Below are 22,947 nucleotides of genomic sequence, written 5' to 3' on the forward strand. Positions count from 1 at the left end.
AAATATCCTACCTTTAGTTGTAAGTTTCTTCCAGATTTTCTTTGACCCACTCCAACAGTTCGATTTTTTCATTGCGAATTTGCTGCTGAACAAAAGCGGGCAATCGGAAGTTTAGTATATCATCATAACCCCACTCATCATACGTAATACTGACTCTCAAATCAAGGTATTGGGCTGTTTCTTCAGATTCTGTTAACAATTCGACTTTCGCTAAATCGCTTGCTAACCACGTTCTGGCGATTTGAGTCTTCATTTTTTTGAACTCGACGACCGCTTGATTGCGTTTTTCTGGATAAATGACGGTTTGCCGAATGATTTTTTGGATCAACATCCATTCATAATCTGAAAACAGCAGCTTCACTTTCTGATTTTCAGCAGGTGACAGACTCATTGTGCCATTTTTCCATGCCTCCCATTGCTCCTCGGTGATGCCTAATTGTGTTTCATAAAACTGTTTTTCTGATGCGTATTGCTCGATGATGGTATTTAAAATAATTGCAATTGATACATTATGCATATGTTATCCCTCCTCTTCTATATTTTACTGAAAGTCAGCCGTAATGGAAACTTTTTGCGATTGTTTTTGATTATTTTAAAGAATTGATTTCTTTTGTTATACTAAATACGAAGGAGATGATCAATGATGAAAAAATACCGTTGGGGAATGATTGGCCTCGGAGATATCGCAACGCAATTTGCTGCTGGCTTTTCTAATGAAGCAAGTGAACTATATGGGGCCAGTGCCCGGAGTTTCCCTAAAGTCCAAGCATTTGCTGAGAAACACTCTATTCCCCATGCCTATGAAAGCACAGATGCCATGTTAGAAGATCCGCAAATCGATATTGTTTATATTGCAGTACCTAATGATCTTCATCATGAATTTATTATGAAAGCTCTGATGGCAGGAAAACATGTCCTCTGCGAAAAAGCCATCACCACCAGTGCCGATGAGCTAGCGGAAGAACTAGCCTTAGCCAAAGAAAAAAACCTAATCTTAGAAGAAGCAATGACGATTTTCAATATGCCGGTTTATGCTCGGTTGAAAGAAGAGATCGATGCCGGACGATTAGGAAAATTAAAAATGATCCAAGCACCATTTGGCAGCTACAAAGATCCAGACCCAAGCAATCGTTTCTTCAATCCAGATTTAGGCGGCGGTGCTTTATTGGATATCGGTACGTATGCTGTTTCATTTGCCCGCTTTTTCATGACGGATACACCAGAAGTGACGTTTAGCAGCATGAAGCCCTTCTCTACAGGTGTGGATGAACAATCAGTCACGATATTACAAAATCCAGCCGATGAAATGGCTAGTGTCACGCTGACTTTTCAAGCGAAAATGCCTAAAACCGGTATCGTCGCTTTCGAAGAAGGATACATTACCGTAGATGAATACCCTCGTGCGGACAAAGCCGTGATCCATTTCCGAGATGGAACAAATGAAGTGATTGAAGCTGGCGACAGCAGTCAAGCCCTTAATTATGAAATTGCCAATATGATCAAAGCCATCGATGGCGAGATCGAAGGATCGATCCATTTGACCACCGATGTCATTGACGTTCTTGATCAAATGCAAGCTTTTTGGGAACAGCAGTAAAATGAAAAAGACTCCTTTTTAGGAGTCTTTTTTTAGCGTGCCATTGTTTGCATTTGATCAGAAAAGTCGGCTTTGATTTCAATAAAACTTTTAAAGGTTTGCAGAAACTGAAACAGCTGAGCGCGATTTTCAAACTCTGCTCTTGTTTGGGGCAATGGCTTTTGTCGATAATCTTCATAAAGCGCAGCAATTTTTGCCAAGATCTCTTTCCCATCGTTATTTTCGTGAAAGGACTCGGCAGTAAAGGATAGCAACTCTTGAAACGCATTTGTATAGGCTTCTTCTACCCAAAACAACTGCAATAAGTCAACCATTTCTAAGAGTAAGCGTGCCTGACTTTGGCGCATGGTAAAGTACTCTTCATAATAGGAGGCTTCTCCTCGCCATTGATTTTCACTATGCACCATTGCTTGTTGTTTGCCTTGCTTGATATCCCCCAAAAGCGTTTGGCAGACCTGGGGAAGCGTCGCCTTTTCTTTTTCAGTTAACGCAATCGACATGTCTTTTAAAAGACTTTTAAACGTTTCTTCCACTAATTGCTGTCTTTCTTTCAATGCTCGTTCGCCATCTGGCATATATAAATTGAACAAAAGTGCAAAGCCAATGCCAATACTCATCAATAAAAAAGCATTCCCAATCAGTGGCCAAGCAAACGAACGTTCCATCATATAATGGGTCACCAAGACAGAATTGACGACGATCCCATCGGTCAAATTGAAATAGACAGCGGTTGGGATAAAGACAAAGAGAAAAAGAACAAATCCTATCGGCCCAAAGCCTAATAAATGGAAGCTGACAAAAGCTAAGAGCGTTGCGATCGCCAAAGAGATCAAGCGCCCGATTCCCGTAAAAAGTGACGTTTTCTTTGTATTACCGACGCTTAAAATGGCGATGATCCCTGCGGCTGGCGCATACAAAAGACCGATCTGTTGTGCCAGAAACATTGATAAACCAGCAGCAATCGCCGTTTTCACGGTCCTCATTCCGATTTTCATTTTTGTCACCTCCTGTGAAAAGTATACTAAATTGTGAGGAATAAGACTAGAATTTCTCAACTGCTTTGGGTATGATTAAGTAAAGGGGGCATTTGACCATGAAACTGGGGCGTTTTCGCTTGGGTATGCGAACGATAAAAACAGCCATTGCTGTCATGCTTTGTATTCTGCTCTTTCATTTTCTTGATCGTGGCCAACCATTGATTGCTGCCTTGTCGGCTGTCTTTTCTTTGCGACAAGACCTGACCACAACGATCTCTTTTGGTAAGTCACGGGTATTAGGAAATACGATCGGCGGCGGTACAGCCATTTTTTACTTTTTGACGAAGCAATATTTTCAAAATGACTTTCTGATCGAATTGTTTGTCTTGCCAGCGCTAGTCATTTTTGTCATCGTTTTTTCAGATGGCATCAATAACAATTCTGGCATTATCTCTGCTATTGCGACGATGCTTTTGATCACTTCCAGTGTCCCTCAAGGGGAATCGATCATCTTCGCCTTAGACCGTGTATTGGACACCTTTATCGGCACGTTAGTTGCCCTATCGATCAATTTCGTCATTCGACCACCTGAGGAAGAGAAAAAGGATGAGATCCAAGAAGATCTGGTGGTGCTGAGGCAAAAAGAGCTTGAACTAAAAGCCATGCTAGAAGAAGTCCAAGGCGAGATTTCCGAACAAGAAAAACAAGAAAAATAAAAACAGCCTTTTTCCAGAATCATTCTGAGAAAAGGCTGTTTTTGTTACTCATTGGCTTTCAGTGCATCGATCATATTGACATGTTTCAGTTTGAAATACATTGCGATCCCTACCACGCTTGAAAATAAGCAGGTCAATCCAGCGGCATACACATAGCTCATTGGTTCAACTGTCGGTGAAAACATGGCGATATCGACTTCGATGGTCTGTAAGACAAATTGATGCTGAAGCACCCCTAATAATAAACCAAATGCAATGCCGAAGATCGTCAGAAAGATATTTTCACGAAAGACGTACATGGTCACTTCTCGATCATAAAAGCCCAATACTTTGATGGTCGACAACTCGCGAATGCGTTCCGCTATATTGATGTTGTTCAAGTTGTACAACACGATAAAGGCTAATGCCCCCGCAGACGAGATCAAGATCCAGATGACGATGTTCAAGGTTGCGGTCGTGTCATCTAAGGCATCCGCTGAAGCTGAGAGGAAGGAAACATTGATGACATTGTCTTGTGCCATCAAATCAGCCGCGATCGCTTCTTCCTCCGATTTCGTCAAACGCTGACTGAATTTCAATAACTCACTGTTGTAAGAAGGGGCTGCCTGAAAGATCTTTTGATACGCATCTGGGGTCAAATAAGCAAAATGCCCTGTGTAGTTTTCTGCGATTGCAGCCACATTCAGTTCAAATGCTTCGCCGCTTTCATTCGTCAACGTTATCGTATCACCCACCGATAATCCAAACAACTTAGCAAGCTTTTCATTGATGATGGCACCCTCTCCTTCTAGCTCGTAAGCTTCTCCTGAAACCCGATCATTCAAGTGGACAAATCTCGATAAAGCCGCAGGATCTTCTGGCACGGTGACGGTTACTTCTTGCTGCGTGACCCCCGATTGAGCCAACGTCAGACTTTCCGTATGCAAGAATAACCCTGCTTCAAAGCCTTCAATATCTTCTGCGGCGGCTTTTGTTTCACTCATTGCTTCAGAATCCTCATCATCAAAGGTGATCACTGCCTGATACTGCCAGATTTTCTCAAACTGTAAAGGAATGATATTGCTGATGGAATCTCTTAGACCAAATCCAGTCAAGATCATGGAGGTACATCCCGCGATCCCTAAGATGGTCATGAGCATTCTGGACTTGTAGCGAAACAGGTTTCGCATTGTAACTTTTTGAATAAAACTTAAGTGCCGCCATATAACGGTGATTCTTTCTAAGAGAATTCGTTTTCCTGTTTTGGGTGCCTTTGGTCGTAACAATGAAGCCGATGACTGTCTTAAATCAAAACGTAAAACCAGCAGCGCGATACCGATGGTGCAAAGCAAGCTGACTCCCACAGCAATCAATGAAAGCCGCAAATACCATGGGGTGTCATACTCCGTGAGATTGTAAAGCGGTCCATAAGCTTGAATGATGATTGCTGGAAAAAAGGAAAAGCCGACTGCTAGACCCAATACAGCACCTGTGATGCCTGCTGCAGAGGAATAAAGCAAAAATTTCTGTCCAATCTCCCAGTTACGATAGCCTAATGCTTTCAATGTACCGATCTCACTACGTTTTTCATCGATCATCCGCGTCATGGTGGTTAGACTGACTAACGCTGCAATCAAAAAGAAGATAACTGGGAAAATCGTCGCTAACGAAGAAACCCGTTCCGCATTGTCTTGGTACTCTGAATAACCAGGATTCGCATCGCGGTTCGCGACACGATAAACTGCCGGTTTTAGCTCCAATAATTCCTGCTCTTTTTCAGCAACTTCTTTTTTGGCATCTTCAAGTTTTTCGTGTTCTTTTGGTGCTCTTTCTTTAAATTCGTCAAGCTTTTCTTGAAGGGTTGCTTCGTTTTCTCGATATTCTTGCCAACCAGCAGCTAATAAAGACTGACCCTTGGCTTTTTCAGAAGCTAAGGTCTCACGAGCGTCGCTCAGCTGCGTCTCTCCTTGGGTGATCTGGGTCTGCGCTTGTGCCAATTCTTGGCGCCCAGCTCTGATTTGGCTCCAGCCAGCATTGACTTGCTGTTGTGCCTGCTGAAGTTGCGCTTCTTGGTCATTGATCGCAGCCATTTGCCCAAGTAATTGCGCACGTTGTTGCTCACCTTCGGCAATGAGTGGACGCAATGTATCTTCAACTGCCGTGAGCATAGTAGCAATCATCGTTTCATCGATTTCCTCCAGATCAGGAATCGGACCAAGGACATCTGTCGGCAGGTTCAACTGTGCCAGAGCGGCGGTTACTTGTGCATAGACGATAGGCAGCTGGGCCAGTTGCTCCTCTGCAGAAAGTTGACCCACACTTCTGATTTGATCCATGCCTTGGTATGCCAGCGCCAGTTGCTCCTCTACCTGCTGGATGCCCCTTTGTAGTTCAGGTCTTTGTGCCAAAACAGATGCCAACTGAGCTTGGGCTGACTGTACTTGGGCTTCTTGCTGAATCAATGCTTGTTCATTTTGATCTAGCAGGCGTTGATTTTCGATCAATGCCTGTTTCCCCTCAGCTAATTTTTGCGCTTCTCCATTCAATTGCTCTTGGGCAGTTTGAATCTCTGTCTGAAAAGCTGCTTCTTGTTCCGTCAACTCCTGATGCACCTGCGCCAATTTCTCTGTTGCGTCGTCCAGTTCCGCTTGCGCTTGCTGCAATGCTTCTTCGCCATCACGGATCTGTTCTTTGGCCTCATCAATGGCTGGTTGCGCTTCATCGATCAACTCTTGCCGCCGTCCTTGTGCCCGCGGAGCCAACCGTTCTTCTACTTCATCACTTACTTGATCCCTTTTTGTCTGATATGCTTCTGAATAGCTAGCCACTTGCGATAGCTCATCAAAACGAACTAACAATCTAGCATACGCAGTTTCTTTAAAATCTTCTTCTGGAATTACTGCAAAGTAATCAACCGTCCCATTCCCAACGGTACTATTGCCTCGATGAAAATTCTCAATAAATTCGGGACTATTGACAAAGCCAACGATCGTATAAGTGTTCGTTTCTAGCTGGTTTTCACCGCTTTCTGGCAGTTCAAAAGTTTCATCTAGTGCAAACCCACCGCTGCTTTGTGCCGCTTGATCCAAAGCAATTTCCCCTGACTTTTGCGGCAATCGACCAGAAGTCACCTGATATTGATTGACTTGCCGCTCCTTCGAAAGGGAAAAGACACGGATCACGGCACGGTGATTTTCGGCATTGATATCGGCGATCTGCTCTGCTTCAACAGACGTGACACCAGGCATTTCTTCAATGATTTCCCGATCGGCAGTCGACAACCCTAATGTTGACGCAATCGTAAAGTCCGCTAATTTCTGGCGAGCAAAATAATCTTCAGCTGCTTGTTCCATATTCGGACCAGTTGCACTGATCCCCACAAAAAAAGCGACCCCTAAAAAGATAATGCCTAATATGGACAAAAACCGCCCGGGTGCTTGCCTGATTTCACGTAAACTGGAACGTAATAATGTTTTTTTCATAGGCATTTACCAAGAAATAGAGGCAATTGGAATCGGATGAGTATTTTTTTCCATCTTGCGGACCTTTGCATCATTGATATGGATCACACGATCAGCCATGGGAGCCAATGCGCTGTTATGTGTAATGATCAAAACGGTCGTCCCAGTCTCGCGAGCCGTTTTTTCTAGAATTGCTAGAATCTGTTTCCCCGTTTCATAGTCAAGGGCCCCAGTTGGTTCATCACAAAGCAGCAATTTGGGCTTCTTCGCAATAGCACGAGCGATCGTGACTCGCTGCTGTTCGCCACCAGACAATTGCGCTGGAAAGTGATCCAAGCGATCACCAAGCCCAACTTGGGTCAAGATCTCAGCTGCATCAAGTGCCTCTGGCACGATTTGTGCTGAGAGTTCAACGTTTTCTCTGGCTGTCAAATTAGGGACCAAATTATAAAACTGAAAGACAAAACCGACATCTTTGCGGCGATAGGTCGTCAATTGTTTGGCATCAAAGCCAGCAATATCTGTTCCATCAACGATCACTTTGCCACTATCACATTGATCCATTCCGCCTAATATGTTCAAAACGGTGGACTTACCAGCGCCACTTGGACCAAGGATCAGTGCGATCTCTCCTTTTTCTACGGAAAACGAAACACCATCATTAACAGCAATAACCGTGTCGCCCATTGTGTATTTCTTCACTTCTTTCACAACTTCGATATAACTCATTATGTTCCTCCAAGAATTCCAGCGCCGCATGCGCTTTCTCGCTTAATAGTGTATCATACTTATTCCTGCGAAAGAAACAGCAAAAAAGCAGCTCATTTTATCAAATTAAAAAATCTGAGACAAAATGATGCTCATTCTGTCCCAGAATCGATTTTACACTTCCATCTAATTTGATTGACAAAGAACAAAAACCAATCATTGTGCTTGGTCGGCAATTCTTCGCTGGGTTTCTTCCCAAAGTTTTTGCGCTTGCTGCCGCTCATCAAGGATCTCGGTCGGCACTGCCTGACGATCGACAAAGTAGCACCCGCTAATGCCAGCCACCTCGGGGCTTAGTGCCAAATATATCGCTGTATCAGACCCTTCCTCTGGTGTTTTGAAAAAAGGCGTGAGCATTTTGTAGACAGATTGACCAAATCCTGTCTGTCTGCTGACCCCTAAGCTGGTCGCCACAGCTCCCGGATGCAAGGCATTGGCAGTAACGGTCGTATTGCGCAGTTGAAACGCAAGCGCATCTGTAAATAATATCAGGGCTTTTTTTGAGCGCCCATATTCCCGCCAAGGCAAAAAATTCGGCACATCGAAAAAGCGCTGATCCTTTTTCTTTACAAATTTGTAAGCACCAGAAGCAACATTAACGATCCTACCAGCATCCGCACGTTTTATTAGCGGCAATAACTGACGGGTCAGTTCAAAATGCCCCACGTAGTTTACGCCCAGCATTTGTTCAAATCCATCGGCTGTTCGCTCTTTTTTTAAATTGACGATGCCCGCATTATTGATCAGTACATCCAATTTCTCAAAGCGGGCGTTGATTTCAGCGGCTGACTTGCGTACGCTAGCCAACGACCCCAAATCACCGATCACTAGATCGATGCTTGGATTGCCTGTCTCTTCCTTCAAACGTTGCTGTGCTGCCTGTCCTCGTTCGGCAGAACGGCAATACAAAATCACATGCATCCCCAATTCTGCCAATTGTTTGGCTGTTGCAAAGCCCATGCCAGCGTTGGCACCCGTAACTAAAATCGTCTTCAATTTGCCACCTTCCCCTTCTAAGAATACCGTTTTCTTTCATCATAACTGAAAATAAAAAAATCTGCTCAAAAAACAGATCAAGAGAAGCTCTCTTCTTGTTTCTTGAAGCAGATTGTTTCATTTTATGCTTGGTAACGGCAAACACCATCTAAATAAGTGGCTGCTAAATTCATTTCTTGATCCAAAACAATGAAGTCAGCTGGACGACCTTGTTTGATCATACCGCAAGCGTGGTCGATCTTGCAGCTGATCGCTGGGATCAAGCTGGCCATCATGACCGCTTCTTGAGGAGTAGCAATTCCCCACTCTACAACATTTTTCACGGCTTCTTTTAGTTTCAAGATGCTGCCAGCAAGATTGCCTGTTTCCATTCGAGCCGTGCCATCTTTTACCACTACTGGAAATTCACCTAAAATGTAATCACCGTCTGGCATACCGCCAGCCATCATACAGTCGGTGATCAAGGCCACATGGTCGTGACCAGCTTTTTCCATTAAGATCTCAGCTGCTTGAGGATGCACATGGTGGCCATCACAAATCAACTCAGAAAAAACTTCTTTTAATGAAAGTAAGGCACCGACCATTCCAGGTTCACGATGATTTAATCCGCGCATTCCGTTGAAGGCATGAACAAAGACACTGGCACCAGCTTCTACTGCTGTTTGCGCTTCTTGTAACGTTCCGTTACTATGCCCAAGTGCAACCACTACGCCTTCTTCCGTCACTTGCGAAACAAACTCACTCACACCTTCGCGCTCAGGAGCCAAGGCGATTTTCTTGATAATTCCACCAGAAGCTTCTTGCCATTCATGGAAGGTATCAATATCAGGATCACCAAAATAGATCGGATTTTGTGCCCCTTTATGTTCTTCAGTAAAGAACGGTCCTTCAAAGTAGATGCCTTGGATTTTTGCTCCTGTAACTTCGTCTTTGACTTTCCCAACGGTTTCAGCAACATCCCGCAACCGTTCTTTGCTAGATGTTAAAGTTGTCGGTAAGAAAGATGTCACACCACAAGACAAAAGACCTTCTGACATGGCTTTGATGCCTTCTGCATCGTTATCCATCACATCATGGTTCATAAACCCGTGGATATGAGTATCCACAAGACCCGGTGCTACCCATTTGCCTGAATAATCTTCTACGTCTGCACCAGCAGGGACTTCATCGACGATCGCGCCGAATTTTCCCTCCTTGACCTCCAAGTAACCAGGGCCATGAACCGCTGATTTCAGAAAGAATTTGTCTGCGTAAATATATTTATTCATCTTGATCGCTCCTCTATTTCTTTTCTTCCTTAAAAGTACTCTTATTTGCAGCAGAAGTCAAGAAAGGTCTACACCACTTTGTCTGATTGGCGAATATCCATGACGGCACGATACAGTTGAAAACTTTTTTCAGCTGCTTTTTCTTCTTTTAGTCTTTGAAGCAATTGTCCTTTTAGTTCAAACAATTCTTCTAGAAAATATAAGCTATTTTTCTCTCTCGCTAGGGCAATGCCCTCGTTGGTTACTTTTAGCGCGCGACAGTCTTCTTGTTGCTCCTTTAAAAAGACCGCATAGTTGTAATAAATTTTGGTCAGCGCTGTGGACAGTCGCTCCGGCGGCAAGGCATGCATGGCATCGTAGGCTTTTTCTAAATAAAAACGCGCCTCACCCAGTTGCAGCAAGTCACTATAGACACGACCCATGCAGCTCAGGATACGAATTTCCATCACCGAAACGTTGGTCTTATCCTGTTGATAGGAATAGGCCAATCCTTTTTTCAGCGCCTCAAGGGCGGCATCATAGTTTTGATCGAGGAAATAATCACAGCTACCTAGATAGTAGTAATACATTTGCATATCTGAATCCAGATACAAATAATCCTTGATCGCCTTGTCTTGCATTTTTTCCCGCATTTCTTGAAATTGTTTATGGACAAAATGTGATTCGATTTCGGCAAAGATTTGATTGGTCTTGTTGATCTCTTCCGAATGAAGCATCATTACTTGATCTAAGGTGACGCCTAAGCGTTGGCAAATTTGATACATCACCCAGACATTGGGCAGCTCTTCGTTGTTTTCGATACGACTTAACACACTTTGCGAACAAATATCTTCCGCTAACATCTTCTGGGTCATCTTTCGTTTCAACCGAATTGAACGGATATTTTGACCAAAAGATTCATCTCTTTTTTTCATAATCGTCCTCCAGGGGGAATTCTAAAAAAATCGAACGTTTCTTGTCAAAAATGCGAATTCGCATTTTTAATTTTCTTTATTTTAGCACATAATGACAAAAAGGAAAGCAATTTCAAGAATGTCTTGTTATTTTTCCACAATTTCAAATGAGGTGTTAAGATGATGATCGACAGTACGATCTTTTTTACATGGGAAGGCAAAAAATACCAAGGGATCATCGAACGGGAATATGAAAATTCGGTCCTCGTTCAAGTGACCGATCCTAGTGCTGAAATGCTGGATAAGTTTACCAATCGGATGATTGTCAGCAAAAAAATTTGTCAACCAGTTACCGAATAAAAACATAAGCACCGCTCCCTCACGATCGCTGAAGGAGCGGTGCTTTTTCATGTACTTACTTCTGGCGATACGCTGCCAAGAATTCTGTCATTTTTTCAGCAGTCGTTTTTAAATCTTCCATATTAGGAAGGTAGACGATACGGAAATGATCGGGCTGTTGCCAATTGAACCCACCGCCGTGCACCAACAAAATATGGTGTTCATGTAAAAAGTCGAGAACAAATTGTTCATCATTGGTAATGTTAAAGCGCTGAATATCAATTTTAGGAAAAATATAAAAGGCTGCTTTCGGTTTCACTGCTGACAATCCAGGAATATCATTGATTGCCTTGTAGATAAACTCTCTTTGTTCATAGATTCGACCACCTGGCAGCAGCAGCTCATCGGAGCTTTGATAGCCGCCTAATGCAGTCTGGACGATTTGTTGCGATAAAACATTGGAACACAGCCGCATCGATGACAACATATTCAAGCCTTCGATATAGTCTTTGACATTGGACTTATCCCCGCTGAGAACCATCCAGCCAACGCGGAAGCCTGCCACTCGGTGAGACTTAGACAAACCGCCTAGCGTCACAACGAAGCGATCTGGTGCTAGTGTAGCAATCGGTACATGGACATAATCATCCATGACTAAACGGTCATAGATCTCATCGGAGAAAATGATCAAGTCATGCTCACGAGCAACCTCGACGATTTGTTGCAAAACTTCTTTCGGATAAACAGCGCCGGTGGGATTGTTTGGATTAATAATGACGATGGCCTTCGTCTTGCTGGTTACTTTGGCTTTGATATCCTCGATATCAGGATTCCAATCTGCTTGTTCATCACAAATATAATGGACGGGTTTTCCGCCAGCTAATGAGATCGAAGCAGTCCACAAAGGATAGTCTGGCATCGGCACGAGCACTTCGTCCCCATTGTTACATAACCCTTGCATACACATCGTGATCAGCTCGGAAACACCATTACCTGTGTAAATATCATTGATGGTCACATCAGGAAATTTTTGTAATTGATAATATTGCTCGATCGCTTTACGTGCCGAGAAAATCCCTTTTGAATCAGAATAGCCTTCCGACTCTCGCACATTCATGATCAAATCTCTAACGATTTCATTTGGGGCTTCAAAGCCAAAGGGCGCGGGATTCCCAGTATTTAATTTTAAGATACTGATGCCTTCTTCTTGCATCCGATCAGCTTCTTCTAAAACAGGGCCGCGTACATCATAACTGACCCCTTCAAGTTTTGACGACTTTGAAAATTTCTTCATATTCCATTTCTCCTTTAACCATAGGTCAACGTCAGGTTATTGGTTCTCGTCGTTGATCTCTTTTCAGATTGAACCTATTATAGCAAAAAAATTTTAACTGTGGCGAAAATTTTTCACCTCTCGGTCGAGAGGGCTTGCCCTGCGTTCATCCACTGAATTTGGTTCATTCAGGAATTTTCAGGAAAATACTTCAAGTACAATTCATTTAACGCCAAATGCCCCACCGAAAAATCAGTGATTCCTGCTGCGATAAAACGTTGCGGCAACTGCGGATCGCTGATTTCTACTAGATAGATCCGCCCTTGCAGATCGATAGTCACTGTCGTTAACTCTGGAAAAGCCACCAAGAAATCCGCCGAGTCCGTCTTTACATACAACGGTTCATTGACCAACGACTTGCGGCCAAGGTATTCGTGAATGATCTTACCGTCTTTTAAAAACAAGACCCGATCCGCGTAAGAATCTAAATTCGTCAGAATATGCGAAGCGATCACGATCGCTTTCTTTTGCTCCCGCAAGGCTTTCAACACGTTGGAGATCAATTCGACATTTGTCGGATCTAAGCCATTCATCACCTCATCCATCAGCATGTATGGCGTATCTGTCACGATCTGCATCGCAAAACACAGACGTTGCCGCATCCCCAGCGAATAGGTTCCCACTGGGCGTTTGATATAATCGCTCATTCGCAAACGAGCAATCGTTTCTTCCACCAAGCGTTCCTCTGAACGCCACATTCGCTGATACAGTTTCAGATGCTCGAGTCCGCTTAAATCATTGTACAAATCATTTTGATCAGGAAAAAATGAAATTTGTTGATGCGCTGCCACTTCTGATTTTTTGGTCACATATACTTGACTGCCGTTTAAAAATACTGCGCCTTCATTCGGCTGGATGAAATTCATCGCCACATTCAGTAGCGTGGATTTCCCAGTGCCGTTAGGGGCGACTAACCCGACGATCTCCCCGGGAGAAAAAGCAACGGAAAGTTGATCCAATACTTTTCTCGTATACGTGACAGTCACATTTTTCAGTTCTAACATATCGTTCCTCCTATGCCAAATGAAATTTTTTGCGTTGGATCGTCAAAAAGAAACACAATTCGATCAGAAGCCAAACCCCGCCTAATAAAAGTAAGCCTTTTTCCATCGTAAATCCTGCAGAACCAAAGTAAAAGCGTGTCCAGCCTGAAAGGACTTGTCCCACATTTTGATACAGATAGACATACAGCGTTTTATCAAGGTAGGCACTAAACCAGCGCCGTTGGAAAAGAAAGGGCGAAAGCAAACAAAAACCAGCCACAAGCAGATTAATCAGCTCTGAGCGAAACAGGGCACTGAACAGCAAGATGCCGCGACAATAAAGAAACTGCAAGAAAAGCGTTGCAAGAAAACATTGACTTAAAAAAAGACCGATGGCTTGTGTTTCAAAAGCATTGAAATCGGTGATCGGGTAGCGGGCATCAAAGGTCGATGATAAAATCGTGACTGGCAGTTCCAAGGAACCAAAGCCGAATTGAATACCAGAGCCAAACCAGATAAAGAGCATGGTTCCTAGCGTTGCGATTGCAGAACCAACCATCAACGCTGCCGTTTTGCTCCAAAGGATCTCTTCTGCCGATAATGGCAGTGAAAGAAACAGGGATTTATGTCTTCGTTCTTTTGGTAAACAATCGATCGCCAAAAATAAAGAAACAGCAATTAATAGAATCGGTAAATATTCAGTAAAGCTTCGCTGTAATGCTTGCACCCCCGTTTTTTGCTCCATGACTGCTTGAGAGAGTTTGCTATTGGGCAGCTGGCTAAAAGCTTCCATCAGTTTTGCGGTTGATGCATAGCCGAAGCGCCCGTCATACCCAGCATAGTAATTTCGAAACGTGTAATAATCAGGGGTATAAAAAATATTTCGTTCATCGGTAAATTGCAAAGCGAGATGGTACCAAGTACTTGTGCTTTGTGCGTATGCTTGCCAGTCTTTCTCGGCTAGCGCGTCGAGCCGTTGTTTTTCTGCTTCATTCCATGGGGTAAACATTTCGACTGCCATGAATGCCGACCAATGGTCAGAGGGATTGGCTGCTTGTTGATCAAGAAAATCTTGTCGCACGGTATAGCGTTGTTGCATTTCTGTTTTATCTACTCGTTCAATCGGGCGAAAGTCTCTTTGCCAAAAACTGTAAACGCCGCTGTAGATCAGCAGCAAGCAAAAAAGGCCGATGGTTTTCTTGCTTTTTAACAGCTGGCGTAATTCAAAGAAAAAATAGTCTTTCATCCTTTACCTCCTCTCAACAAGCGATTCTGTTTATCCGCAACAAGCATGATGCTTAAACAAAGGAAGATCCACACTAGCGTCAGCAGCCAACTGGCATAGACGCCCCAAGAAGTGCCAGAGCCCAAAGCAAAGGCGCCCGAATAAAATTTATCCATAGCAGCTAGATGAACTGGTAATATAGGGATCTTTTGCAGCATCGGAATCAAGCCGAATCCATAAAAAAGCACCAGTAAAAAGAAAGAGACGTATCGATTGGCTGCGACCATGTTCATGACAAAACCTAAGCATTCGATCAAACCAATCAGCAAGGCAAAAGAAACCATACTAGATAAAACACTCTGCCAAAAAGGTAAGGCTACCCAATCCCCACTGAGATAGACGGCTACTGGATACTGCCAATCCCCGAACTCCCCCAGAAGGCTCATTGAAAGAAAGACGCCTAAGAAAAACACGAGCAAGATTCCTAAATTGGTGATCGTTTTGACAAAAACCTTACTGACCATCCGAATCGGGAAAATCTGTGGGTATGAGCGGATCAAGGAGAAGTGTTCTCTTTCTTCTAATAAATTGTCACTAGCAAAAAAAGCCCAGAAGAAGAACCCAAAATTCAGTAAAAACGTTATTGCCAAAGCGACAGCCGTCTGGGTATTAGCAGCCGTGAGAACCGGATCTTTTTCTTGCTCGGCTAAGGCTTGATAGACCGTCTGCTCTTGTTCGATCGACCACATCGGCGGTAAAAAGGCTTTGTCATCAACTGAAGACGCCCAAACCTGCTTTTTTAGCTCCGCCATTTGAATACTCGTTTGATTAAATCGTTCATATTCCTCCATAATCAAGTTGGACAGCTGCCGTGAGGTCAGAGTATTGTTATCAAGTAATAGCTGATATACCTCTTGCTCATCCGGTGAACCAGATTGATTGGCTTGGTAGCGATCAACAAGCCGTGAAGCCTCCGCTTTTTCTGCGGTAATGGTAGCGGGCAAGTTGACAGGTTCCATCAGTTTCAAATAAATGGAAAAACAGCAGCCTAAACTAAAGGCCCCAATGAGTAGGAAGATGAATGTTTTCTGCTTAACAGCTTTTGCCAGTTGGTTTTTAAAATAGTTCATTTGCTCTCCTCTCAAAAAAATAATTATTCATTCTTTTAGCATACCTTTTATGGGAAAAAATGCAATCTAAAGTCTGAAAATTCTTTCAAATAGCATGAGGAAAAGTTATTGACAAACCTGCTGAAAATCAGGTAAGATATTTTCTAGACGCGGCGTGACAGTACTACCTCAGCCTGCGTTTCCTTCTATAGTATTTGCGGAAATGACGGAATGGCAGACGTGCAAGATTGAGGGTCTTGTGAGCAATCGCTCGTGTGGGTTCAAATCCCATTTTCCGCATCCTTACAGCTTCCCCATTGCGGGAAGCTGTTTTTTGTTTGCACAAAAGATCCCCCCTGGCGATCCTTCAATGAATTCCCTCGATCGCTTTGATCTTGAGTACCTACTCCTCAAAAGTTGATAGTAACCTTCCTTTCCCCAAATATAAAAAATCCAATAAAAATCCTTTTATCGTTGCATTTAGAGATATTTTTCATATAAAATGAATAATATAACGACTATTCATAAAATTTAGTTCGATTTTCCGTTTTTTCTTATTAGCGTATCAGAAACAATTGCTTGAATGAACTTGTGATGGAAATCTTTTCAACATTTTTTCCATTCACCTGCCCTCCTCCTTCCCCCAGATGAACCAACCTCTGCCGACCGTTTTCTCAGTTACTTTCGATAGAAAGAAGGAGTCTAATGAAAAAAAGAATACTGATCACCCTATTGTCATTCGTTATTTTGCTTATCGGCTGCACGAAGGCAGATGAAGAACTGTCAGAGACCGTTGCGCTTGGCATCGACGCACGACTGGAATATACAAACCAGTCTGGAACGGGTTGGGCCTATTATCAACCAGCGACCTTAGAATTGCTGATTGCAGGCAGCCAAGCCGAACTGGCTATTTTGGAAGAGCTTGATTCTTCCGACGAAGATCTTCAGCAATTGATCAGCCACACGATTGATTTGATGGCAACCGCTGAACGAGCGTTAGTGGAGCGTCGGATCGATGTCCCTGCTTGGTTTGCTGCCCGCATTGGTTATAGCCAAGCTCTGGCTGCGATTCATGAACGGAGCCCTATCATTCTCAGTAATCAAGACAACCTCAACAGTCTACTAGAGGTAGCAAACGAAACGATTCCTGAAGCCGACCCGCGGGAAAAGCTGGGGCTTTTGGCAGACGATATCGAGCAGCTTCAGCAGCTCACAGAAGATGCGCTTACTCTTCATCGCACAATCGAACTTGACGATGGACTCACCGCCACCGTTTACCACACAAGCGAAACGAATGTTGACGTCTTCGTTTTTGCGATGCCCGATGAGGAGTACGCATCTGGGTTTACTGTTCTGAATCGGGAAACTGCCGACGAGCAAAAAGCTGCTTTCTATGAAACGATTTTACGAGCGCTCGCCGTAAATATTCCTCGTGAATCAATGATGTTTATGAATCGATTCGATCAATCTTCTGATGAACATCAGCTGGCGGTGATGACCTATGGCTTCGATCATGACATTGATCAAGACATGGTCACTACCGTGTATCAACAGCTTCAAGAAGCAAACGCCAAACAAGAAGCAGCTACGGCTTTGCAGCAAGAGCAAAACAATGACGAACAAACTCAGACCGAGAATAAAGGATCTTCAGAACAAAGACGAGCGATCGCTCGTGCCGAATCCTTTACGAACCTCATGGCTTTCTCACGTGCACGATTGATACAACAATTAGAATTTGAAGGGTTTACCCATAATGATGCACAATGGGCAGTTGATCAGCTCACGATTGATTGGAACGAGCAGGCGTTGAAGAAAGCAAATAGTTATCATTCCTTGATGAGTCTTCCTCCTGACAACATTCGCCGGTTATTGGCTTTTGAAGACTTTTCAGAAGAACAAATCGACTACGCGATGACAAACATAGGTAACTAAAAGCTAGCGAAGAAAAGGGCATCGCGATGCCCATATGCTGTTGTAGTGACCTCAAAAAGTTAGTTTTTTTGGTCTAACTTTGGGGGCTCAGTTGATGTCCCTTGTATTGTGGCTATGTTTATACCCAAGAAAGAGCTCGATCTAATGCGTTCATTCGTACAAAATGGCGAGGTTTACTAGAGTCTCACGAGGAGGAGAAAAATGAAAAAACAAGTTTTGTTGCCTTTATTACTAATACTGTCCCTGATTTCAGGATGTGGGACGATAAATTCAGCAAGCCCTGAGGAACTTTCTGAACGCATCGGTGCAGCTTTAGATGCTGGTTGGGAACATACCTATCATGCAGAAAATCTTACTTATGATTTAAGTATTGAAAATCTCGAACTGATGATTCGAGGCAAAGAAGCAGAATTGGCCTTTCTAGACCAGGTCAATAGCAACTCAAAACACAAGGCGGCATTCATTGAAAACACGGAAACAATGATCGCACTCGCTCAAGAAGCGATCGAAGCTCGCTATCTGGATATGCCCAGTTGGGTTGCCGCTCGCAATGGCCGTATCGAAGCCTTACTTGCCATCCATGAAGAGAGCCCGATCATCGTCAGTAGACGAGCAAAATTGCAAGAATTATTCAACGAATACGAAGAGGATTTAGCACTAGTGACCGCTGGAGCAAACAATCCTCTTGCCGATGAAGAAGGAATTAATGAAGATACACGAGAAAAGCTTGGTTTGACACCTGATACACTTGAACACTTACACCAACAAAGCGATGACCAAGAAATCGAGTGGCAGAGTGCGATTGATTTGGCGAACGGTGTGACCATGAATATCTTTTCAACAAAACATGAGCCAGTGGGGATTCTCACATTTACGAATGCTGGTGAGACCTACCCTTCCGCAATCACTTTGTTTAATGGACAAACGACGGAAATCGTTCCCGAGATAATGACTCCTTACGAAGCCGTTTCCGCTTATTTTTACGAAATTGCCAATGCTGTTTATGAAACGATTCCATACGGTTATCGATTTCTGGTTGAATCACTATGGCTTGAACTGGAAAACGACAATCGCTTTCAGTTCAGAACCTACGTGTTTGATAACGAAGTGACCGAGGAAACGATTTTAGCAGGGTTTCATCTCGCCCCGACTGTAGCAGCACGCTATGAGCGCGAAAACAATGCGACAGAACGAGAACTTGAAGCCTTTTTCCTCGTTAGAGCGCAAGGAAATCGTCGCTTTTATTCAAAACAAGAGATGGCAGAACTGTTAGAAACAGAAGGTTTTACTGCGGAGGAAACACAATGGGCACTAGAAACCCTAGATGTAGATTGGTATCGCCATGCTTTAGGACGCGCCAATCAATCCCGTCGGGTGTTAGGGATCCGTCAAAGAAATATGGCTGCTCATCTTGAAGGGAACGGCTTCTCACCTGATGAGATCGAATTTGCGATTGAAAACATGGAAAATTAATCTGTAGGGGACGAGACCCCATTTCCCATTTTGTCTTAGCTTAAACAAAAAAACGACCAATCTTCCTGTTTAAGATTGGTCGGTTTCTTTATTTTTTGGTTTTGATTGGTACCATGGCTTTGCGCCGATGCTGCTTCATTATTGCTTGAAGACCATAGACACCAACTCCGATAATTCCTGCAAAAGCCGAAAAAGCAATAAAAATCACAGGAGACGCCCCACTTTCTATTAATTGTTTCCCTTGGACAAAGAAAAATAAGCCCATGCTGATCAATAATGCTAGAAATAGTGATTGTCCCGCCCCGTTTTTTTTCATGCTTGCTCTCCTTTTACTTGATTATAGGTTATTCTCTCATTTCATGAATGAAAAAACCTCCATCTTAAGGCTGATTCTTTCTTTCGATGATCAGATTGATCCCATTCGGATCAGTCAAATGCAAGCGGCTGTCTGTTTCTAACTCATACGAAACGCCTCTTGCCTTGAGATGACTTCGTAACGTAGAAAAAGCCAAAGCTGGCAAAACGATCGTAAAGTACGCTAAGCCTAGATCCTGTTCTTCCATAGCTGGAACATTTCTTCCCATCCAAATATTCGATCCGATATGGTGATGATACGCACCAGCAGCAAAAAACTTTGCTTGGCTACCAAAATCTGAGGTCAAACGCATGCCTAAAACTTCTGTGTAGAATTCTTCTGTTTTTGCCAAGTCCGCCACTTTCAAATGGACATGCCCCACCGTGGTGCCAACTGGAAAGGTCGTTTGAGATCGGTCAGCGGCTCCCAGCACGCCTTGCGCGTCCATTTCGATAGTAACGCCTACGATCTCACCATCTGCTCGAATATCCCATTCACTCTTCGGTTTGTCACGATACACTTCGATCCCATTTCCTTCTGGATCGCTCAGGTATAACGCTTCACTATATCCATGATCGCTGGCACCATCGAGGGGAGCTTTGGCTTCCAAATAATGAATCAGCATATTTCCTAGGTCTTTACGGCTAGGCAAAAGAAACGCCGTATGGAAAAGGCCTGTTTTCCGTGTCAAAGGCAACGGATCACTCACCTTCTCTAGAACTAAAAGCTCTTGCGCTCCCACGCCTAATCGCGCGTGATCTACACTTTGCTCCAATAAAGTCAGGCCGATCACGTCCGAATAAAACTGGCTCATTTTTTCTATGTTTGCTACTTTTAAAACGACTTTGCCAATTGCGGCTGCTGCATCGATTTGATAGGTTGATTGAATCATTTTCATCGTTATTTCCTCTTTTCTAAACAGTTAAATTCACTTGTACCTTTAAGTATAACACTAACTTTTAGTAAGTAAATAAATCTGCTTGTTGAGGAAAGGATTCCGTGATCTCCCGTGATTCCTAGAAACAAAGCATTTCCGCATCAGTCACAATCAAAGACATCTGCCTCACTTTTTCAGTGCTTCAATCAGTGAAATGGCTGGCTGCATCGCTTCTTCGGTCGTCCCTTCTAACACAACATAACAATATGGCTTGTATTTAGCGGTGATGGCCAATAGTTGTTGATAATCAATCATTCCTTCTCCCAATGGGACTACCTTGATTTTCCCATCGATTACTTGATAGTCTTTCAAGTGCAAGCAAACGATGGCATCGCCAAAGCGGGAAAAAGCTTCCCTTGTCAAAGCGACTTGCTCTTGATAGTTCTTCGCAGTAATCAGATTGGTTGGATCAAAGATGATCCCTAAATAGTCAGAGGGTACCCGTTCCAGCAATTCTTGGATTCGGTCGATCGATGATAGTGGATGATTCAATCCCGCTTCAATTCCTAGCATCACTTGATGTCTCTTAGCCACTTGGACCAAACGCTTGATCACCTGAACCAAATCATCGAAAACGACGTCACTAAAATTTTCCTCGGTATACCCCATATTTGGCAAAACCGAACCAGTCTCACTTGCGACCATAGCTGCATCAAAATATTTGGCATGTGCGAGATAGGTCTCGAATCTGGATAAAATCGCTTCCCGTTTTTCCAGATCAGGATGGATCAGATTACAATAACAACTTAATAAAGCGACCTGAACGTGAGATTGACCAAAAACTCGTTTGAAAAAGCGGCCTAAACCAGGGCTTAATTGCTCTGGCTCTGCCCATTGTGGGAAGGATTTATTTAATGCAAATTGAATGTTATGAATGTTTTGGGCGGCAATTTTTTGCGCTAATTCTTCTGGGGACCCATAATTCTTTAAATCATGCCCCCGAACAGTTAGTTGAAACATAGCTTCTCCTTTCTTCACTGCTTTTGAAGCAAAAAGAAGACCAAGCAGCCAATCACTTCAACTGGTCTTGGTCTTCAAATCATTCAGCAGTAGCGGCTCCTCACTTCATCCATTTCTTCTCAATAGATGATCAGAACCTTTTGTGACCTTTATTGTTGTGAACGATAGTCTTCCGTGAACTCGTCAATGATTTGCTGTCCACCATTTCTTAAGAAGGTTTCGATCGCTGTATCAAACCCATCGATCTCGATTTCCCCAGTCATATATTGGTAGTAAGCGTCTGAGATTCCTTCAATCAAGCTTGACCATGAACGATCATAGGTTTCAGAGGTCAGCGATTGTGCAGGATTGATCACCGCAAACTCTTCATTTTCGCGAATCTTTTCATTGGCTAAGTTGACATATGGGTTGCTTGAAGGGAAAACTGTTACTAATTCTGATGGACGAGACGAAGAAAATGGTTGTACTTCTTGTTGCCACTTCGTATCATCTAAACGGACATAGACACCCTCATCATCAATTTCATAATGAACACCTTCGATCCCTTGCGTCATCAACGTAAACGGCTCTTCGTCCATCAAATCATTGATAAATTTCAAAACAACACGTAAGTCTTCTTCGGTTTCAACATTGTTTTTCGGAATGGCTAGCCAGCCGCCCATTCCACCATTGGTATCAGAAAGGATACGACGTTCCACATTTTCATGGACGATATCATTGATCAAGACCCATTCCATATGCTCTTCATCAGTACCAGCTGCATCATCAATGTAGTTACGTACTTCTTGCAAACCACTCAATACGATCCCACCACGACCTTGAACGATATAGTTCTTCTGATCATTTTTCGCCATTACCGCAAAATCAGAATTCATCCAGCCGTTATCATAGATATTACGGAACCATTCCATTGCTTCTTTGTATTCTGGTTGCATAAAGGATGGCATCACTTCATCATCATCCGTGATCGTAAACCAATTGTCTGCACCAAAGTAACCTGAAAGTGAACGGAACCCAACGTTAAAGGACTCATCACGCTCTACGAAACCAACCGTATCATCCGCACCGTTTCCATCTGGATCATCTTCCGTAAAGGCTTGGGCGACAGCTGCTAATTCTTCTAATGTCGACGGCACGTCCAAGCCTAAATTATCCAACCAATCTTTTCTGACAAGGACGCCATAACGCGCGATCGGTTTTAAAAACGGAACACCATAGATTCGACCATCAATTCGAGAAGACTCTAACCGATCTTCGGAAATTTCTGCCAAATTCGGGAACTCTTCTAAATAGGGTTCCACATCCCAGAACATTCCAGATGCGAGTGAGCTGCGGACGGTTGTGTTATTGATTTCTGTCAGACTAACGATATCTGCTAAAGAATTCGACGCCAATGCTGCATTCAAGCGTTCTGTTTTTGAAGCATCTGGCACCCACGTAAAGTCGATCTCGACCCCTGTGTATTCTTCTAGCTTTTGCGTGACATCTCCAGATGGTGGGGAAGCAGTATGTAGCATCGCCATCCAAGAAATACTTGATTTCCCTTCGCTTTCTGGTCCTTCAGGTGAACCTCCACCATCGCCGCAGCCTGCTAAAAACAGTCCAGCACATAATAATAAACTTGCAACTTTCAACTTTTTCATTTG

Annotated in this window: 20 protein-coding genes and 1 tRNA gene; 6 read left to right on the plus strand and 15 right to left on the minus strand. The window is 43.4% G+C overall.

The genetic code is table 11. The features are described 5' to 3' along the window. Positions 1-13: 13 nt before the first annotated feature. Positions 14-517, minus strand: coding sequence for a hypothetical protein (locus IGI72_RS10315; RefSeq protein ID WP_005229993.1), 504 nt, complete (start codon positions 515-517; stop codon positions 14-16). A 123-nt stretch (positions 518-640) separates the two neighbouring features. Here IGI72_RS10315 and IGI72_RS10320 point away from each other — a divergent pair, with 123 nt between their 5' ends. Then, on the plus strand, positions 641-1,597 hold the full coding sequence (locus IGI72_RS10320; protein ID WP_438754067.1) for a Gfo/Idh/MocA family protein: 957 nt from the start codon (positions 641-643) through the stop codon (positions 1,595-1,597). Positions 1,598-1,629: 32 nt separating this feature from the next. Here the strand turns inward: IGI72_RS10320 and IGI72_RS10325 are convergent, their stop codons facing one another. After that, complete coding sequence (locus tag IGI72_RS10325) at positions 1,630-2,592, minus strand: aromatic acid exporter family protein (RefSeq protein WP_438754069.1); 963 nt, start codon at positions 2,590-2,592, stop codon at positions 1,630-1,632. Positions 2,593-2,690: 98 nt separating this feature from the next. Between IGI72_RS10325 and IGI72_RS10330 the strand changes: the two genes are divergently transcribed. Beyond that, complete coding sequence (locus tag IGI72_RS10330) at positions 2,691-3,290, plus strand: FUSC family protein (RefSeq protein WP_005231932.1); 600 nt, start codon at positions 2,691-2,693, stop codon at positions 3,288-3,290. A gap of 44 nt (positions 3,291-3,334) precedes the next feature. On the opposite strand, the gene IGI72_RS10335 is transcribed toward IGI72_RS10330, so the two are convergent. From IGI72_RS10335 to IGI72_RS10355, 5 genes are all read right to left on the minus strand, one after another. Next, positions 3,335-6,757: an FtsX-like permease family protein gene (locus tag IGI72_RS10335; protein WP_438754071.1), complete on the minus strand. Its 3,423-nt coding sequence runs from the start codon at positions 6,755-6,757 to the stop codon at positions 3,335-3,337. Beyond that, positions 6,758-7,459: an ABC transporter ATP-binding protein gene (locus tag IGI72_RS10340; RefSeq protein WP_438754073.1), complete on the minus strand. Its 702-nt coding sequence runs from the start codon at positions 7,457-7,459 to the stop codon at positions 6,758-6,760. Between the two features lie 195 nt (positions 7,460-7,654). Further along, entirely contained in the window at positions 7,655-8,494 is an 840-nt protein-coding gene (locus tag IGI72_RS10345; RefSeq protein WP_271772766.1) for an SDR family oxidoreductase, read from the minus strand. Positions 8,495-8,616: 122 nt separating this feature from the next. Next, positions 8,617-9,762: an N-acetylglucosamine-6-phosphate deacetylase gene (gene nagA / locus IGI72_RS10350; protein WP_096742572.1), complete on the minus strand. Its 1,146-nt coding sequence runs from the start codon at positions 9,760-9,762 to the stop codon at positions 8,617-8,619. A 68-nt stretch (positions 9,763-9,830) separates the two neighbouring features. After that, positions 9,831-10,676, minus strand: coding sequence for a helix-turn-helix domain-containing protein (locus tag IGI72_RS10355; RefSeq protein WP_438754075.1), 846 nt, complete (start codon positions 10,674-10,676; stop codon positions 9,831-9,833). Between the two features lie 159 nt (positions 10,677-10,835). Here IGI72_RS10355 and IGI72_RS10360 point away from each other — a divergent pair, with 159 nt between their 5' ends. Further along, a complete protein-coding gene (locus IGI72_RS10360) occupies positions 10,836-11,015 on the plus strand; it encodes a DUF2187 domain-containing protein (protein WP_438754077.1) in 180 nt (59 codons plus the stop codon). A gap of 55 nt (positions 11,016-11,070) precedes the next feature. On the opposite strand, the gene IGI72_RS10365 is transcribed toward IGI72_RS10360, so the two are convergent. The 4 genes from IGI72_RS10365 to IGI72_RS10380 form a co-directional block, all read right to left on the minus strand. After that, positions 11,071-12,288, minus strand: coding sequence for a pyridoxal phosphate-dependent aminotransferase (locus IGI72_RS10365; protein ID WP_005229975.1), 1,218 nt, complete (start codon positions 12,286-12,288; stop codon positions 11,071-11,073). 167 nt (positions 12,289-12,455) lie between these two features. Further along, the gene (locus tag IGI72_RS10370) at positions 12,456-13,331 is read right to left on the minus strand and encodes an ABC transporter ATP-binding protein (protein WP_005229973.1); all 876 of its coding nucleotides are present in this window, start codon (positions 13,329-13,331) and stop codon (positions 12,456-12,458) included. Positions 13,332-13,341: 10 nt separating this feature from the next. Further along, entirely contained in the window at positions 13,342-14,556 is a 1,215-nt protein-coding gene (locus IGI72_RS10375; protein ID WP_151195057.1) for an ABC transporter permease subunit, read from the minus strand. Further along, positions 14,553-15,665, minus strand: coding sequence for a hypothetical protein (locus IGI72_RS10380; RefSeq protein WP_275854875.1), 1,113 nt, complete (start codon positions 15,663-15,665; stop codon positions 14,553-14,555). The genes IGI72_RS10375 and IGI72_RS10380 overlap by 4 nt, the downstream gene beginning before the upstream one ends. A 196-nt stretch (positions 15,666-15,861) precedes the next feature. Between IGI72_RS10380 and IGI72_RS10385 the strand changes: the two genes are divergently transcribed. From IGI72_RS10385 to IGI72_RS10395, 3 genes are all read left to right on the plus strand, one after another. Further along, positions 15,862-15,944: transfer RNA gene (locus IGI72_RS10385), tRNA-Leu, on the plus strand. Between the two features lie 405 nt (positions 15,945-16,349). Beyond that, the gene (locus IGI72_RS10390) at positions 16,350-17,576 is read left to right on the plus strand and encodes an Ltp family lipoprotein (protein WP_438754080.1); all 1,227 of its coding nucleotides are present in this window, start codon (positions 16,350-16,352) and stop codon (positions 17,574-17,576) included. Between the two features lie 201 nt (positions 17,577-17,777). Further along, positions 17,778-19,049, plus strand: coding sequence for a hypothetical protein (locus IGI72_RS10395; protein ID WP_438754082.1), 1,272 nt, complete (start codon positions 17,778-17,780; stop codon positions 19,047-19,049). Between the two features lie 88 nt (positions 19,050-19,137). Here IGI72_RS10395 and IGI72_RS10400 read toward each other — a convergent pair whose 3' ends face one another. From IGI72_RS10400 to IGI72_RS10415, 4 genes are all read right to left on the minus strand, one after another. After that, entirely contained in the window at positions 19,138-19,365 is a 228-nt protein-coding gene (locus tag IGI72_RS10400) for a hypothetical protein (protein WP_005229963.1), read from the minus strand. 64 nt (positions 19,366-19,429) lie between these two features. Then, complete coding sequence (locus IGI72_RS10405) at positions 19,430-20,302, minus strand: VOC family protein (protein WP_438754084.1); 873 nt, start codon at positions 20,300-20,302, stop codon at positions 19,430-19,432. Between the two features lie 165 nt (positions 20,303-20,467). Continuing rightward, the gene (locus tag IGI72_RS10410; RefSeq protein WP_438754086.1) at positions 20,468-21,301 is read right to left on the minus strand and encodes a sugar phosphate isomerase/epimerase family protein; all 834 of its coding nucleotides are present in this window, start codon (positions 21,299-21,301) and stop codon (positions 20,468-20,470) included. A gap of 149 nt (positions 21,302-21,450) precedes the next feature. After that, entirely contained in the window at positions 21,451-22,944 is a 1,494-nt protein-coding gene (locus IGI72_RS10415; RefSeq protein ID WP_015509909.1) for an extracellular solute-binding protein, read from the minus strand. Positions 22,945-22,947 lie beyond the last annotated feature (3 nt).

This window comes from Enterococcus sp. DIV1059_2 (assembly GCF_051713685.1).
Taxonomy (GTDB): Bacteria; Bacillota; Bacilli; order Lactobacillales; family Enterococcaceae; genus Enterococcus_D; species Enterococcus_D casseliflavus.